Annotated in this window: 13 protein-coding genes; 4 read left to right on the top strand and 9 right to left on the bottom strand. The window is 42.6% G+C overall.

The genetic code is table 11. From position 1 onward, the window contains the following. Nucleotides 1-95: 95 nt before the first annotated feature. From KO511_RS20595 to KO511_RS20560, 8 genes are all read right to left on the bottom strand, one after another. Nucleotides 96-1,448 carry a BatD family protein gene (locus tag KO511_RS20595; protein ID WP_215989261.1) on the bottom strand — a complete coding sequence of 451 codons (1,353 nt, stop codon included), beginning with the start codon at nucleotides 1,446-1,448 and terminating at the stop codon, nucleotides 96-98. Continuing rightward, complete coding sequence (locus KO511_RS20590; protein ID WP_215989260.1) at nucleotides 1,445-3,163, bottom strand: vWA domain-containing protein; 1,719 nt, start codon at nucleotides 3,161-3,163, stop codon at nucleotides 1,445-1,447. The genes KO511_RS20595 and KO511_RS20590 overlap by 4 nt, the downstream gene beginning before the upstream one ends. Further along, nucleotides 3,156-4,256, bottom strand: a complete 1,101-nt coding sequence (locus KO511_RS20585) for a vWA domain-containing protein (RefSeq protein ID WP_215989259.1) — start codon at nucleotides 4,254-4,256, stop codon at nucleotides 3,156-3,158. The genes KO511_RS20590 and KO511_RS20585 overlap by 8 nt, the downstream gene beginning before the upstream one ends. After that, complete coding sequence (locus tag KO511_RS20580) at nucleotides 4,249-4,791, bottom strand: DUF4381 domain-containing protein (protein ID WP_215989258.1); 543 nt, start codon at nucleotides 4,789-4,791, stop codon at nucleotides 4,249-4,251. Before KO511_RS20580 ends, KO511_RS20585 begins: the two co-directional genes overlap by 8 nt. Beyond that, entirely contained in the window at nucleotides 4,792-5,754 is a 963-nt protein-coding gene (locus tag KO511_RS20575; RefSeq protein ID WP_215989257.1) for a DUF58 domain-containing protein, read from the bottom strand. A 12-nt stretch (nucleotides 5,755-5,766) separates the two neighbouring features. Beyond that, nucleotides 5,767-6,747, bottom strand: a complete 981-nt coding sequence (locus KO511_RS20570) for an AAA family ATPase (protein ID WP_215989256.1) — start codon at nucleotides 6,745-6,747, stop codon at nucleotides 5,767-5,769. Nucleotides 6,748-6,860: 113 nt separating this feature from the next. Next, nucleotides 6,861-9,185 carry a cytochrome c3 family protein gene (locus KO511_RS20565; RefSeq protein ID WP_215989255.1) on the bottom strand — a complete coding sequence of 775 codons (2,325 nt, stop codon included), beginning with the start codon at nucleotides 9,183-9,185 and terminating at the stop codon, nucleotides 6,861-6,863. 149 nt (nucleotides 9,186-9,334) lie between these two features. After that, the gene (locus tag KO511_RS20560) at nucleotides 9,335-10,882 is read right to left on the bottom strand and encodes an arylsulfatase (RefSeq protein WP_215989254.1); all 1,548 of its coding nucleotides are present in this window, start codon (nucleotides 10,880-10,882) and stop codon (nucleotides 9,335-9,337) included. A 343-nt stretch (nucleotides 10,883-11,225) separates the two neighbouring features. Here KO511_RS20560 and KO511_RS20555 point away from each other — a divergent pair, with 343 nt between their 5' ends. The 4 genes from KO511_RS20555 to KO511_RS20540 all read left to right on the top strand — a co-directional run bounded on the left by KO511_RS20555 (nucleotide 11,226) and on the right by KO511_RS20540 (nucleotide 16,295). Beyond that, nucleotides 11,226-12,776 (top strand): arylsulfatase, encoded by a 1,551-nt coding sequence (locus KO511_RS20555; RefSeq protein WP_215989253.1) that lies wholly within the window; start codon nucleotides 11,226-11,228, stop codon nucleotides 12,774-12,776. 120 nt (nucleotides 12,777-12,896) lie between these two features. After that, nucleotides 12,897-14,009 (top strand): OmpP1/FadL family transporter, encoded by a 1,113-nt coding sequence (locus KO511_RS20550; RefSeq protein ID WP_215989252.1) that lies wholly within the window; start codon nucleotides 12,897-12,899, stop codon nucleotides 14,007-14,009. Between the two features lie 161 nt (nucleotides 14,010-14,170). Then, the gene (locus KO511_RS20545) at nucleotides 14,171-14,968 is read left to right on the top strand and encodes a substrate-binding periplasmic protein (protein WP_215989251.1); all 798 of its coding nucleotides are present in this window, start codon (nucleotides 14,171-14,173) and stop codon (nucleotides 14,966-14,968) included. A gap of 196 nt (nucleotides 14,969-15,164) precedes the next feature. Beyond that, the gene (locus KO511_RS20540; protein ID WP_215989250.1) at nucleotides 15,165-16,295 is read left to right on the top strand and encodes a tetratricopeptide repeat protein; all 1,131 of its coding nucleotides are present in this window, start codon (nucleotides 15,165-15,167) and stop codon (nucleotides 16,293-16,295) included. A 559-nt stretch (nucleotides 16,296-16,854) separates the two neighbouring features. Here KO511_RS20540 and KO511_RS20535 read toward each other — a convergent pair. Further along, nucleotides 16,855-17,178 (bottom strand): hypothetical protein, encoded by a 324-nt coding sequence (locus KO511_RS20535; protein WP_215989249.1) that lies wholly within the window; start codon nucleotides 17,176-17,178, stop codon nucleotides 16,855-16,857. Between the last annotated feature and the right edge of the window lie 22 nt (nucleotides 17,179-17,200).

Raw genomic sequence — 17,200 nt, 5'->3', positions numbered from 1 at the left:
CTGGGCTGCTTTACCTATTCTAATACGGTTACATTTGATATTTTAACGTCAAAGCAATACTTCTCTCTTCACCATACCAGCAATTGGTATTGTTATTATCTAGTGGAGTGTTGAGATGTATTTTTACCTGATGACTTATTTGTTTCTCTTCGCCTACTATCTAGTTGGGGTAGTGCTTTAGGAGGCACTGATAGACCTTTATGATTGTCCTTCATTTTACCAATTGCTTTCCACATAGATCTGAACAACTTTCTGTCCTGTAACCCATTTTGAATATGGTTACACCAACCCTTCCAAACATCTGAAGAATCCGCTTTACCCATCTCCAAGCTATTTGAATTGACCCTTAATTGCTTATAAAGAAGGGCTCGCGCTGCGCCCCAACGTTTATCTCTCAGCATCTGATTAAACACCCACCAAGGAGGAATTGGGTGTTTACGATAATACTGACGAATACTAATGACCACCAGCACCATGGCCACAATGAAAGTCATACCACTAACAAGCCAAAAAGCATGAGCATGCACAAAAGATTTCAGTGTGTGTGTCGCCGTAAAAATTTTCCCAGCAATAACTTGTGTTTCAATCTGTTTTGTTTTGCTATTCCACCACTGAAAATGATATTCAGGTAGCTTAATTTTACCTCCTTGTTGAATCACATAAACCGTTTCTTCGCTTCGGCTTGATTGATAATCACCGCGGGTTTGCATGTCTGAACGTTTATTAGGTTGCGGGTATGCTTGATATTGAGTTGTAGAGCCACCGGATAACAGATCAGGCAGTAGGACTGATAGGGTGTCATTTGCATCAATAGTAATCGTTCGAGTAATCGCATCACCGACTTTGAGCTCATCATTTGAGGTTGACCAAGTCTGTTTTACCTCGACATTTGTTGCTGAAAACCACTGCGATTTGTCACTGATCAACACTGAAGGCATAGTAGCTTCAAAACGAATCGGTTGTGTATATAAAGTACCAACGACTTTAGCGCCGTCAGACGCTGAAACTTGAACTCCAACAGCAATAGGTGGAATCACATATGTACCTGGAGACTGAGGGTATATCGTCACTTCCCAACGTTGTCGAGACCATGTTTTTCCCTCTTTTCGCTCAGTATAATTGGTGGCTAACTGGTTTCTTTGCTTAGCAATCACATTGGGTATTTCAACACTACCAATACGAGTTCCACCGGTAAACCAGCGTGGCGTTGCAACCTCAATGTACAAAATAACTTGCTCATTAACACTAAATTTAGATGTCTTGTTATTACTAGAATCTTTACTTTGTTTACCAACCCAAGCTAATAGCTCAATTTCATTGCTACGTTCAAGCTCGTGGATGTTTTGGGCATAGCATGAGCTGGAGAGCAATATGCTAAGTAAACATAACAACATAAAAGTTATTGATATCAAGTAGGTAGAAGCACTATGCTTTAATGCGACTGTCATTGCGCTTGCCCCTCTATGGTAGCATTGCTGGTAATTACTGTTGTTTCACGCAACTGAATCTGGAACTTAGCCTGTAAGAAGTATTTAGGATCTGCTTCTACCCCTTTTAGCCATTTATTGGCAATGGTTTCATCTGCAAGGATCTCGTCGGCACTTAACGTCTCATTAATCATTAATTCAGCAGAAGTTTTTTCATCTGCCCCTTCTGCTGTCTGTGGATTATCACCCAGTTCTTTTGATGCATCATTCTCTGTTCCTGCTTGGCTTTCGCTCATTTGGTTTATTTCTTTGACAATTCCTTTAATCACAATCAGGTTATGCTCAACATCATTTCTTAGGTGGCTGTCTAGCTCTTCTTTGTCAGCAAGTGACTGCAATATATCGCGCGCAGCTAAATATTCACGCTGACGCGCAAGCGTGCTTGCCACATTATATAAACCTAATTCTCTGCGCGCTTTTGACGGAGCATTCTGCATTTCCAAAAATGTACTGTGAGCGAGTTTATACTCAGCTGCATAATAATAAGCGGTTCCTTTTCTTAGTGGATCGGTAAAGTGCTTTGCCGCTTCTAAATATTCATTTTGATTAAACAAACGCTGCCCTTGCTGGTTAGGTGTCAGCCATAAATCCCACCACCATTGAGACACTTTGTCCCAAGTCGTCACCTCTTTAACTACCTCGGGAATATCTGCTTTTAGTGAAACTGTCTCCGCTTTGACTTGCTGAGGAAAAAATACAGTTGTCGTGATGACGACAATCAAGCACCATTGGACTAGCCAACCTTTTCGAAACCAGAACAACATCAGCACCATGATAGGGAGTAACAGCTTATACCCCATATCTTCCCATGGCATGGAAGATTCGCCATTCAGTTGCATGTTACGCTCAATATAGTGGCTTAAGGCATTGATGTCGGAACTATCAACCGTTACTTCAACTAGATGACCAGATGTCACGCTGGCAAGTTGGCGTAGTGAATGTAAATCGATAGGACGATCTGACACAAGCTCAGCATTACCAGCAGCCAGAATCAAAAGCTGATAAGGTTTATCAGCAAAATAAACTTTATACGCTTCGATCGTTGTCGGGTTAACACCATCAGTGACCAAAAGCACTGTTGAACCAAGCTGTCCCTTCAATTGCTGATCAATCAGGGGGAGTGCTTTTTCCGCCATCTTTCCCTCAGCTGGCATGATCTCTGGTGTGATAGCGGCAAGGAATGGAGCAAATACCTGTCTATCTCGAGTAATAGGCATAGCAACATGTGCTGAGCCTGAATAAACAACAAGCCCTGTACTCCCTCCTTTTCTTGCTGCTAATAAATCACGAACCTTTTGCTTGGAGCGCTCTAAACGACTTGGAGGCAGATCTTTTTGCAGCATAGAATCGCTGTTATCCATTACTACCAACATAGATGCCTTATCTTCGCCAAAAGGTGAGGCTTGACGCTGCCAGCTTGGTCCTGCACAAGTGATGATGGCTAAGCCAATAATTACCGCTAACAGTTTAAGGGGTAATTGTTTACGCCAGCCGTGTTCTCCTATAGTCAAAGCTTGGCGTAAGTGCTCCGGTAATATGTCTTTCCAATTAGGTTTACTCTCTTCTCTCCATCTTAACAAAAGCAATAAAAACATAGGGATAAATGCCGATAACCACAATGGGCGAATAAAATGAAACTGAGTAAAAAACGGCTCTAAATACAGTAAGTCAAACATGTTTTTCCCCCGCTACCTTGCTCTCTTTATCTTGCCGAGAAGAAACAGATCTTTTTGCCATAACTTGCTTACGTCTCAAGGTCGCTAAAGAAAATGCCATTAAGTACATGATCACAACCCAAGCCATTAAATACTGATGGATACTTTGCTTTGGCCGATAGGCAGTACTTTCATAAAGCTGCGGTTCCAGCTCCCCAATTTGGGCATAAGCCTTGGCAAGTTCATCACGATTTAATGCCTCAAACGCCTCACCACCTGATTCTTTTGCGATGCGCTCTATAGTGTCTGTATCTAGAGCTGTTTCTCCGACTGTTTTGGGGTTTCCCATGGCAATCACATGAATACGTACCCCTTTCGCCTTCGCCACTTTCGCGGCATCAATCGGCTCAACAAAACTGCCTGTATCATTACCATCAGTAAGCACTATAGCAAGCTTTTCACGCTTGTTTTTACCTTCAACTTCCAGCGGTTCACTTTGATCAAAGACTTTTATTGCCAAGCCAATGGCATCACCTAAATGAGTACTCTGCCCTGCCATCGCAACATCTGTTTGTGTTAGTAGATCAAGCCATACTTGTTGATCTGAGGTAAATGGTGTTTGAACAAACGCAGCATCACCAAACAGAATCAAACCAAGCCGATCACCTTGACGTGTTTTCACAAAATCAGTAAGAACCTCTTTTACCGCATCAAGACGAGAGATTTTGGCCCCCGCTTTTGACATAAAGTCTTGCTCTGCCATCGAACCTGACAAATCCACCACCACCATGACGTCTCGACCTAAACTTTCACGAACTTGTGGCGGACCTAAAATGGTTGGTTTAGCCATAGCGGTAACAATCAATAACCAAGACAAAATTAAGGTTGCTCTCTGCCACCAACTAGGGGAAAGTTGGCTCGCACCTTGTTTGGGTGGCTCGCCGATCGCATTCACTAGCTGGCTGAAGAAGGGCACTTTAATCGCCGTCTGCTTGGTACGGTATGCAGGAACGAAGTAATAGATTAAAACAGGTAAAGGGAGTACTAAAAACCACCACGGGTGTTCAAATTCAGCATTCGATACAGTCGCTAATACGCTGAGAAACTCATTCATTATCTCCTCCCGAACACCGTCGAACCGTATTTAGCAATGTTGGTATTTTGACTTTATTATCATGATGTTTTACCCACGTAATTGCACGTTTAGTTAGCAACAAGCATTCTGATGGTTCCAGTTGAATAGTCGGGTTAAAAACACTCTTAACCCAACGTTTTGATATGTCATCATCAAAGTAAGCACCATTAGGGTTTAACTCATCCAGTTTTTGCAGAAATTTTTCTTCGTACAAAGGGCCATTAGTATTATCAAGATAAATAAGGACAATTTTTAGAATTGAAAACAGCTCTTGAGGCTGATTAACATCACCAGACTGTAATTGTAAAATCGCTCGTATTGCCTCACTGCGATAACGATTAACCCACCATTGAATAGCTTTGCGGTATAACCAATACATTAATAGTGCAACCCCCAAAACAGCCAAAGTTTTCCAGCCAATGGTCTGAGGGAGCCAGCTAACACTCTCGGGAACAGCCACATCATGAAGTTCACGTAAAATATAAGTACTAGGAGGATTATGTAACTCTGCCATCTATCTGCCTCCCACCAACTTTTGAAATTGAGCAATATGCTCACCTGATGTATTCAACTCAATATGAGGGAGCCTTTTCATTGCCATTAACTCAACTAGTGACTTTCGCTGCGTTTGTGTTTTTTCTTCTAAACTGGCTCTTGCCATTGAAACTTTGGCTTGACTATCGAGATTTAACTGGTGGTAACCATCCCCAATCACCCAATTAATGTTGGCTAAATCTTGGGGTAAAGATTGCTCTAAAGGATCACTTATCGTCACCGCAAGCACATCGTTGTGTTGCTGCAATTGCTTTAAGTGATCAAGGTGATGCTCTTCGCAGTCCCTCCAATCGCTTATAATGATATAAGTCGACTGTTTCAGCTTCATTCGTTTTATCAGCGCAATCCACTGGCCAAAGCTGACGTTGTCTGAATTTCGTGAGTTGACATTTAGAGCCTGGTTCGCTTGTGATAATCGCTTAAGTTGAGCCAGTAGATCATGCTGGGAACGCTGCGCTTTACTTTGATATAACAGAGTATCTGAGGCAATAATAAAACCAACCCGGTCAGAATCTTTTAACACTCGCCAGCCACACATAGCGGCCACTTCAGCAGCCACAACAGATTTCATGACTTGGGTAGAAGAAAAAAACATCCCACTTCGTTGATCGACACAAATGATCACATTACGATCTTTTTCTTCTGTATAGCTGCGCACATGGGGTTTACCGGTGCGCATCGTGACTTTCCAGTCAAGGTTTCGAATATCATCACCTAATTGATAGTGGCGTAATTCTTCAAAATTCAAGCCTCGACCTCGAAAAAGTGAATTATGCCGCCCCGATAACACGCTACCTGAATTCAAGTGAGGCAGTAAACTAAAAGAAGTTACTTGTGCTTGTAAACGCACTAAACGTGAATATTCACAATACAAACGAGGATCAAGTCCTTGATTCTGAGGAACAATCGTTGGCTGTGCCATAATCTCTCCTGCTTATCCAATTTCTACGTAATCAAGCAGCTCTTGAACAACACGTTGATGATCCACTCCATCTGCCAACGCATCATAAGAAAGAGAAAATCGGTGGCCAAGTACGGACGGAACCATAGCGCGAACATCATCTGGCGTTACGTGGTCACGCCCCTGTAACCATGCATAAGCTCTTGAGCACTTATCTAATGCAATAGATGCGCGAGGGCTAGCCCCAATTTCAAGCCATTTGTGAAGGTTTGATTCTGAGTACCGGTCTGGTTTACGCGTCGCCATCACCAAAGCAACAATGTAATTTTCTACTAACTCAGAAACGGCAACGCTAGGCAGCTGACGGCGGGCTTCAATAACAACGTCAGGATCAATATGCCATGATTGTGACTTATCTTGAGATCGAGAACTTGTCTCTTCACTGCGTACCAATCGAACAATGTCACGTTCGGCCTCATCTTGTGGATAATCCACCGTGACTTTCATGATGAATCTGTCCATCTGAGCTTCTGGCAATGGATAGGTGCCCTCTTGCTCTACTGGGTTTTGCGTTGCAAGCACCATAAACAGTTCAGGCAGTACATGGGTTTTATCGCCAACCGTAATTGTACCTTCAGCCATCGCCTCAAGCAGGGCTGCTTGCACTTTAGCCGGTGCGCGGTTCACCTCATCGGCTAGCACAATGCTGTTAAAGATTGGTCCCGCCTGAAAGGTCAGCCGAGGTTTACCTTCGAGTTCTTGATACACCTCTGTTCCGGTGACATCTGACGGCAATAAATCGGGCGTGAACTGAATACGGCCAAAACTGGTATTAAGCCTCTCTGCTAACGACTTTACTGAGCGCGTTTTGGCCGTACCAGGAAGCCCTTCTAACAGCACATGTCCGTTGGTAAGCAAGCTTATCACTAATGCCTGAACCACATGGCTTTGTCCGATGACACTTTTTTCAGTCTGTTTGATTAATTCATTCATGGCTTGCTGTGCGTGGTTCATCCTATTTCCTTAATATGGATAATCTTGGCTGTGTACATCCTACTCACAAGCTCTATAACTATTGGTTATAAACTTAATACCTTACGAATTTATACTGTGGCTAAGCGCAGGTTCTACCCGCCCCAAGTACTAGGTACTCGAGCTCTAAGTTGTTTAATAACCTGTGGGGGAACAAGTTTACTCAGTTGATTGACACACTTTTCAAACGCAAACGCGATGCCGCCAGCTTTATAGTTACGTGCTAATACTTCACATTCAGCGTATAAATGCTGGGGATCACCGCCAACTTTATAGGCCGTATGAAGTGCTTGACTGGCTGTCACCACATTAATTTTTTCTAGCGCAAGACCATAAACATACCAGTAATGTGGATTATGCTCAGCGATCTCAGCAGCTTGTTTTAAAAACTTAACTGCTTTGGTATTGTCTTCAAGTCTCAGCCACGCTAAACCTGCGCTGTAAGGTAACGCACTTGATTTGGGTTGAGCTTTCATACCGGCGACAAGTGTCGCTATAGCTTTACTATCATGACCTTGCGAGCGATATAGATCGGCTAAATTGACGTAGCTATTTTCAAAGTAAGGCTCAATGTCAATCGCTTGTTGATAAAAATCAATGGCTTTAGCCGTTTCACCAAGATCCCGATAGACGTTAGCAAGGTTCGTTCTGCCAAAACCTCTATCCAAATTAAACCTCTGAATATCCATATAGTCATTGAGTGGAGATTGGATTTTTTCGCGCTGAAGCGGATTCATCTCAACATAATAACGAACCAAAGCGCCCGCCGCTTCTGCTCTAACAGACAGTACTGAATCGCTCAAAAGCGGCTCTAATATTTGCCACCTATCGCTAAATGGATAACCTGAAGACCCCGCTATAGCACCGAGGCGTATCATGTCATTTTGATGCTTAACAGAACGTGCCAGAGAAACCAGTGTATTCTGACCAGTATTTCCACTCATATGCTCTAAAGCTGACGCACGGATAATGTCACTTAATGAAGAGTCCTGTGCAGAATATGCCAAGGCATCCGGCGCTCCGCTATGCCCAATTGAATCGGCATAGAATGCCAATGCAAAATGGCGTTGGTTACGATGCGTAGAGTTTGGGAACCACTGACCGATTTGCTTATCGGCCCATTGAGACGTTTTATCTTCGTGACAAGAAGTACAGACATTGGGCGTATTAATATGTTGACTCACGTCAGGGCGAGGAACATGCCAACTATGATCACGTCGTGGGTCAACCTCCATATACGTAGTTTCAGGCATATGGCAAGTGGTACACTTTGACGCTTTGGTATTCGCGGTATGATAAGTGTGTTTTTCTGGCGTATAATCAAATGCAGAGTGGCATTGCAGACATACCGCCTCTTCATCGATCTTAAGATCAGCGCTATGCGGATCGTGACAGTTGGTACAAGTTACTCCTTTTTTCGCCATTTCTGATTGTAAAAAAGAACCATAAACATATACCTCGTCATAGATTTGTCCATCAAAATGATAAAGTTCTGGAGTAATTAAACTCAGGCGATATCTATCAAGAAAAGCGCCATTGATATGGTCACCCATTTCGTTAAGCTGTGTACGGCGACTGTGGCATTGAGCACAGGTTTGCACTTGCTGCGTGATAGTAATATCTTTAGGCTGTAACGTACTATGCCCTTCTTTTTCAACCCACTCTTTAACGGCTTTAGATAAATCTCGATCAAAACCATAATTCTGTTCTTCACTATCCCACGGCTTCTGGGATTTACTCAATGCAATGTGCTGACTTGCTGGCCCATGACAAGCTTCACAACCAACATTAATCTCAGACCAAGTGGTAGAATAGGTATTTAACTGCGCGTTATAGTTTTTTTCTACATTGGTTGAATGGCAATCAGCGCACATGAAGTTCCAGTTTTGCCCTGAGTTGGTCCAATAGAATTCGTCTGTCGGAGTGGTATCTGGGTAGAGGTGGAACCAACGTTGTCCCCCCTGTTCTTTTAGCCTTGAATCCCATGCAAACGGGAGCAATTGTACTCTTCCATCTTCAAACTCCACCATGTACTGTTGCAGTGGCTCCCAACCAAAGGTGTAGCTGACATTATAATCATGCCAATTCCCGTCAGGCCCTTGGACATTAACCCAATATTCTTCGCCCTTACGGAAGAAACGATTCGGTTTACCTTGTAAAGTAAAAATATGGTCGTTGAAGTCACCTAATACCGATTGTGAATTGGCGTGTTTCATCGCCATGTCATGGTGAGAACCTTTCCATGCCTGCGATTCTTTGTGGTGGCAGTCAATACAGGCCTGACTGCCAACATAGCTAAGACGACTGGTAGAATGGCTTGATTGCGCGGTTTCTGCGAGCACTTGCTGCGCTAATATATACATAATGATGAGCATGAATAGACACGTTACTGCCTTACCACCTTTTGCCCACTGAATCATAGTTGCCCTTGTAATAATTGTTATTATTTCCCAAGCCAAGATAGAAGAAGTTCCCTTTAAAATACAATAAATTGCATAATGTGAAGATGGAACTATTATCAAGATCAAATAAGGGGGCCATAAATAGCCCCCTTTTAGTAATGATGTATTTACTTATTATGGCTTTCTTGCAACTTTTCCATCACTTGATCAAGTGAAAAGCTCGCCGCTTTCTGTCTTGGTGGGAATTCTTTAAACGTTTCCAGGAATTTACCAACGTAGGTTTGTGCTGGAACCAACATATATGCTCTATCTATCATCCAATCATAATAAGTATTCGATGTGATATCTGCGATTTCATATGGGTCCATACGTAGATTGAAAATTTTTGGTAAACGTAACTCTACAAAAGGTTCCGCCCAGATACGCAAAGTACCTTCTACCCTCTGCTCCAAAAAGACTATTTTCCAGTTGTTATAACGAAGCGCGGTTAAATCACCATCATCGGAGAAATAAAATACTTCTTCACGAGGGCCTTTTCTCTCTTCACCGGTCAGGTAAGGCAAGAAATTATAGCCATCAAGGTGCACCTTATAGTTTGTACCGCCAACAGAGTCGCCTTTGACAAGCTTCTCTTTTACATCGTTTTGACCTGCTGCTGCTAGGAAGGTTGGCATCCAATCCATATGATGCATGATTTCATTTGAAACACTACCGGCTTGGACTTTACCAGGCCAACGTACCATGGCAGGAACACGGAATGCCCCTTCCCAGTTAGTATTCTTCTCGCCACGGAATGGCGTAATACCAGCATCAGGCCACGTATTCATGTGAGGCCCGTTATCCGTAGAATAAAACACAATTGTGTTATCTTTGATGCCCAGCTCATCGACTTTCTTCAACAACTGACCAACATGATTATCATGCTCTACCATAGCGTCAGCGTAGTAACTGATGCCCGTTTTGCCCAAGTTATCTTCTTTAACATGGGTGCGAAAGTGCATGCGAGTCGCGTTCCACCAAACAAAGAAAGGCTTCTCTGCTTTTACCGAACGATCCATAAAATCAAGCGCGGCATCTAAGGTTTCTTCATCCACGGTTTCCATCCGCTTACGCGTTAATGGGCCAGTATCTTCAATTTTGCCATCGGCAAAGGACTTAATGACGCCGCGAGGACCAAATTTCTTACGAAACTCTGGGTCTTTCGGGTAATCGACATTTTCCGGCTCTTCTTCTGCATTCAAATGGTAGAGGTTACCAAAAAATTCATCAAAACCGTGGTTAGTAGGAAGGTGTTCATCTTTGTCACCTAAATGGTTCTTACCAAACTGCCCCGTCATATAACCGAGTGGTTTTAGTAATTCAGCAATAGTCACATCTTCTGCTTGTAGACCCAAATCGGCACCAGGAAGCCCGACTTTACTCAATCCAGTTCTTAAAACCGTTTGGCCAGTAATAAAAGAGGCACGGCCAGCGGTACAAGATTGCTCACCATAGTAGTCAGTGAACATCATGCCTTCTTTTGCGATGCTATCAATGTTGGGAGTTTTGTAGCCCACTAAACCAAATGTGTATGCACTGACATTGGTTTGACCAATATCATCACCCCAAATGACCAGGATATTGGGTTTTTCTGCCGCGATACTGCTTGTCGTCGCGCCAAGTAAAGCAGCGGCAAGAATCGCTAGCCGGCGTTTCACGCCATATTTCACTGTCATATAAACCTCTGTTTGTAATAGAAAATGCATTGCGCACACAAACTTATAGTCGACAATACATTCCAATGCGAACCTAGTAGCATAAAAAAGCCTAAACTCAAACCTAGATCTTATAATCGTGATTTATAAGTGAATTAACGTGACTTAAGTCGAGCTTCAGCTCTGCCACCAAAGTAGGGCTTATATCAACAACCCCTTTATAAACAATGAGTTAAAGGTCAACATAACTTATGGTTATAAACAGTATAAAGCGACACAACCCAATAGCAGTATTAACTTATTCACCTGCGAAGTACGGAACGCACCGTACTCGTTTTCACCTTACAACCAATTTGGAGTTTTTATGGCTAACCAAATAAGCAAGCTTGCTGTTGGTATCGGCATACTCGCGACCTCAGGCGCAGCATTAGCCGCAGACAAACCTAATATCCTAGCAATATTTGGTGATGATGTGGGTTACTGGAATATCAGTGCCTACAATCAGGGCATGATGGGTTACGAAACCCCGAATATTGATCGCATTGCCAATGAAGGGGCCTTATTTACTGATCATTACGGTCAACAATCTTGTACGGCAGGCCGAGCCGCATTCATTACTGGCGAAGAACCATTTCGCACAGGCTTACTCACTATCGGTATGCCAGGTTCAGCTCATGGAATACCGGATTGGGCACCAACCATCGCCGATCTTCTAAAAGAGCAGGGCTATATGACCGCTCAGTTCGGTAAGAACCATTTAGGCGATCAGGACCAACACCTTCCAACTAATCACGGCTTTGACGAATTTTTTGGTAACCTTTATCACCTCAACGCAGAAGAAGAGCCAGAAACCTATTACTACCCTAAAGATCCAGAGTTTCGTAAAAACTATGGCCCTCGTGGCGTCATTAAATCCTTCGCTGACGGCAAGATTGAAGACACCGGCCCAATGACGCGTAAACGCATGGAACATGCTGATGAAGAGTTCCTAGAAACCTCGCTCGCCTTTATGGAAAAAGCCGTTAAAGCCGACAAGCCTTTCTTTATTTGGCATAACACAACGCGAATGCATGTCTGGACCCGCCTACAAGAGAAATACCGAGGTAAGTCTGGTGTAAGTATTTATGCTGACGGCATGTTAGAGCATGATGATCAAGTTGGGATCCTGCTTGATAAGTTGGACGAGCTCGGCGTAGCAGATAACACCATTGTTATCTATTCAACCGACAATGGTGCTGAAACCGTGACTTGGCCAGATGGCGGTGCTACACCGTTCCATGGAGAGAAAGGCACCACTTGGGAAGGTGGCATGCGTGTCCCTCAGCTTGTTCGCTGGCCTGGTGTTATCAAACCTGGTTCCAAATATAACGATATGATGGCTCACCAAGACTGGTTGCCAACTCTTCTTTCTGCCGCGGGTGTCCCCGATGTAAAAGAGAAATTAGCCAAAGGCTATAAAGCCAATGGTAAAGACTTTCGCGTTCATATCGATGGCTATAACTTCATGCCTTACTTCCAAGGTAAGCAAGAACAAGGTCCACGTGAATCTCTGATGTATTTTTCATCAAATGGTGAGTTAAATGCCGTGAGATGGAATGACTGGAAACTCAACTTTGCCACTATGGAAGGCAATATTTCAGATGCCACACGAGCGACACCTAACTGGCCTCAAATCATTCACTTACGTGCAGACCCATTTGAAAAAGCGCCCAAAGAATCAGGCATGTACCTGAGATGGATGGCAGACAACATGTGGCTATTTGTTCCAATTCAAGATGTAGTTGGACAATTCACCAACACATTGGAAGCTTACCCACTGCAGCAAGGTGAAACTATGAACCCCGCTGATATGAGCTACCGCTCGCTGTCTCTACAGAAAAAGCTCAAGCAGCTTGATCAGCTCAAAAAACAGTAATCCAAGAATAGGTCCTAAGCGCATGGACGCGCTACCTTAAACTCGAGATGACGTCGCTCAAAGAGTCGGCGTCATCCACCATCCATTTACATTAATGGTATAGATATTTGCAGGTTTACCATGAAAGCTATTAACAACATCGTTGCTGTAGTGCCAATGATACTTATCACCAGTGCCCACGCTGGAGGCCTTTATCTTTATGAAACATCAACTACTGATATCGGGCTAGCATCAGCTGGTATGGCGGCCCGAGCTCAAGATTCATCGGTTATTGCGGCCAACCCAGCTGGCCTTGCCAATGTAGAGGGACAATCCTTTTCAGGTAACTTTATTAACCTCTATGGCGATGCCACCTTAGACACAGTAGGAGGCGGTAACGCAGGAAACACTATCCAATATGTTCCGTTAGGCTCCGCTTTTTACAGCCAACAGCTGAACGAAAATTGGACAGTTGGTGCAGGCATATACGGCAACTATGGATTAGGCCTCCAATACGAACACTTATTTTCTCAACTTGAGGTACCGAGTGCCACGACTCAAGCACTCACTTTCCAACCATCAGCGTCATACCGCATTAACGACCAATTATCGCTTGGTGCCTCTTTGGGTATCCATTACGGTATTTTTGACCTAGAGGCACACTCAATCAATTCCAATGCAGTAAACATCAATCAACACGACACTGATGTGCAAGTTAATGGCAAGCTTGGCCTATTATATGAATTTAGCGCAGACACTCGCATCGGCGTGTCTTACACCAATAAAGCAGAGTTTGAATTTGATTCAAGCAATGCAGTAGCCCCTCAGAAACTAGTGTTTAGTGCCTTTCACAATATTAACGATAAACTTGCCGTCATAGGGAACGTTAACTGGCAAGATTGGAGTGATTACCAAACTATGATGGGCGCAGAAACTCAAGATACCTACCAAATCGCACTTGGCACTCAATATAAAATTAATCAGCGTTTAACATGGAACGCCGGCTTTGCTTATGATTCGAGCATGTATGCCAATCAATCCCATGGCGATATCACTATCCCTGCTGGCAAAGCTTATAGAATCGGTTCTGGCATTGATTACCAATTGGATGGCTCCAATACCATCTCAATCGCCTTAGAAGCCACCTTGATTGATTCTTCAGAATTCGAAGGTCCACTTGGCAATACAGTCGCACAATTTAATGACCCCGCACTTTATTTCCTAAGCCTTGGATACAGTTGGAGCAGCCATTAACTCGCCTTATTCTTAACAGCACTATTCAACCGTTATGAAATAGACTGGTGAATAGTGTTGTTACCTAATTATTTTACCACTGCATTTATCCGGCCTATTTCTCACTTAATCAGCCCTTTTGCCTATACTTCATCTTAGTTGCAGACTATTTTGGCATTGTAATGACAAGGATACAGTTGTTTCTCATATGTACGCTGATCGCTCTTTCCTCTAAAGCTTATGCAAGCAATCATCTTCAACAAGTAAAAATTTGCTTAGGCGATGACAACCCATTGGCACCGTATACAATATGGGATGAGAAGCTTCCTGAAGTAAAAGCGGTTGATATTACTGGAATTTTGCCAGATTTAGCCCAAGAGATATTCAGCAAAACGCGCTACGAATACACCATATCACCCATGTCTTGGTCAAAAGTGATGCGAGACATGAAAGCCAAAGGCTCACAATGTGATGTGGCTATATCTACAAGCCTTAAACACCAAAATGTCGAATTGATGGACTACGCATTTCCTCTATATAAATCCAGCCTTGGTTATTTCTACACCGGTAGTGATAGTGTCTGGGTAGACTTATCCAATATCAATAAAAATCAAGCCTGCGGTATAGTAGGTTATAACTATGAACATTTTAACTATAAAAATGAGATAAATCTTGTCGATAGTACCTCTAAGGCTCTGAGTCTATTAAGTAAAAACCGCTGTCAGATATTTCTAAGTGAAATTGAACCTATTTTATATGGAATGGAAAAAGGCCTTTATCTAATCGATCAAAAAATATACGACTCGCAAGACAACCTACTGTACAAAGTGATTGATGAGAAGGCCTATTATCTAATTGTTAATAAACAGACTCACAATGCCGAAGCAATATTAGCAGACCTCAATCAAAAACTTACTGAAGTGCATCAAAATGGTACTTTCGATGCTATTAAATCAAAGTACTTAAAAAGTTATAAGTGAAAACCTCAGTATGAGTTACTGCTAGAAAAGCCATTAATTCTCTCGTCTTCTATTTATATTCATTTATTACTATGGTCAATCACCAGTTAGGAAAATAGCTGGTGATTTTACAATTATCTTCATCCACTTATTTCAAGAGTTGAATAAGAATTAGTGATATATTGCATGGCAAATTATAAATCTTAGGCTTTTATCCGTGCATCATTTATTTTATTTGTTCATTTTACTGTTTTCGTTTTCAACTAAAGCTATTGAGGGAATAGCCACTCGTTGGGAAAGCGATAACCCAAACCCTATTCAAACTGAATTTGATAGTGCTCCACTTGAGCAAACGAAACAAGCAGCAAATAGTGGCAACGACTCAGCGCAACTCTTCCTCGGACAAGCTTATGAATTTGGCAACCAAGTTGAACTCGATTACCACAAAGCCAAAGATTGGTATCTTAAAGCAGCAGAACAAAGTAACAAGTATGCTCAAAACAAGCTTGGCTGGATGCATGAAAGCGGAAATATGCCATTTCAAAATGTCGCTACTTCAGCTCGCTGGTATAGAAAAGCCGCTGATCAAGGTTACGCGCCCGCACAAAACAGCCTAGCCTTTACTTACAAGCGAAGTGGAACTCAACTTGGCTACCAAAAAGCCATGGCTCTATACAAAAAATCCGCCCAGCAAGACTTTGCACCTGCACAACGAAATATTGGTCTTTTATACGCAAACGGCCAAGGGGTCGAGCTCGATTATACCAAAGCCAAACATTGGTATTTGCTAGCCGCAAACAATGGAGATGGCGTAGCCGCGAATTTGTTGGGCTTGATGTATCAAGATGGCCAGGGTGTGAAGCAAAATAAAAAAATTGCCATAGAGTGGTTTCAAAAAGCAGCAGAGAGCAACAATTACCAAGGAATGCAAAACTACCTTGCTCTTAACCAACTGACTTACAAAGAAGCTAATGCGCAGGCAAAAGCAGGCGACCCGAATGCCCAGCTGCAACTATGTCATATGTACTTTAACGGAGATGAAACAGAAGTGAGCTATAAAAAAGCAGTTCACTGGTGTACTCAGTCTGCCATCGGTGGCCAAATTAATGCTCAACAAGATCTAGCGAGAATGTTTTTTGGTGGATTGATTGTCAAACAAAGCTTTAAAAGTGCCTATGTATGGGCAAAAATCGCATCAACCAACAATAGAGATATGGACTCACTTCTAAATACGATTAAAACAGAGCTTTCCAAAGAAAAAACTGCCCAAGCAGAGAAAACCTATCGCGACTGCGTAGATAACCAGCTAAGTAAAGCTTATTGTCCTATTCCAATACTGCTAGAGTGAGTTAATACTGGTCATTGGCGCTAAGGTCGAAATCACTCGTATTGTTTAAACCGTTGCGCCAAGGTCAGTCTGAAAGTTATCAACAACCTAGTCTTGGAATGCCAATAAAATCAATACAGGTAGACCTGTCAGCCAAATATTGCTCAATATGGTTGAAAGTCGGTATACCGGATAATCGCTACCAAAAACTGATTTAATGCTAGCGTTCCAATTTTGTATATCATTTTTAGGTATTCGCCAGGCAAATCTCAGCATAAAATAGGAATACCAAATATACCCAACCGAGGTTGCAAATATCCATGAAGCGTTAGTGTCGATAAGCAGTATTAGAGTAATGACTAACTAAAGAAATAAATATATGATACCACTATAAAAAACAACCAGTTTAGCCACATAAAAATATCAAATGACCAAGCTTTATTTCTCCTACGATGCCGTATAAATGGATAAGCAAGAATGAAAACCGTAAAGATTCCACCCGCACCAATACCGCTTAGTGAGTGTTGGTGTCTATCTTTAAACAACTCAGGATTTTTGGCCAGACACTCAACTAAATTATTTACATGCCTTCGGTCCCCAAGCCCAAATACCAGAGAGTAATAAAAGTACACAAACATCCAGACAAGGGAGAAAATACCGATACATTTACCAAATATGAGAATACCTTATAAATAGTTTCGTACCGGCCATAAGACCTTCCTGCGCGTTTACGCCAATCCAGAATCTCACATCTTGGAATGTTCCAAACGAACCTCAGCATTAGATAAACATACCACGCATAGGCAGCTGAGCTGGCAAAAACCCAAGAAAAATTACTGTCTAGCATTAATTTTGCTCTTGTACGGAATTTCTTTGGTGCACTAACAGCGATAGCTTCAATCATCTCGAATCTTTTATGCCTAAGC

The sequence above is a fragment of the Vibrio hepatarius genome (assembly GCF_018860525.1).
GTDB classification, from domain to species: domain Bacteria; phylum Pseudomonadota; class Gammaproteobacteria; order Enterobacterales; family Vibrionaceae; genus Vibrio; species Vibrio hepatarius_B.
This window is presented reverse-complemented; position numbering and strand designations above follow the sequence as displayed.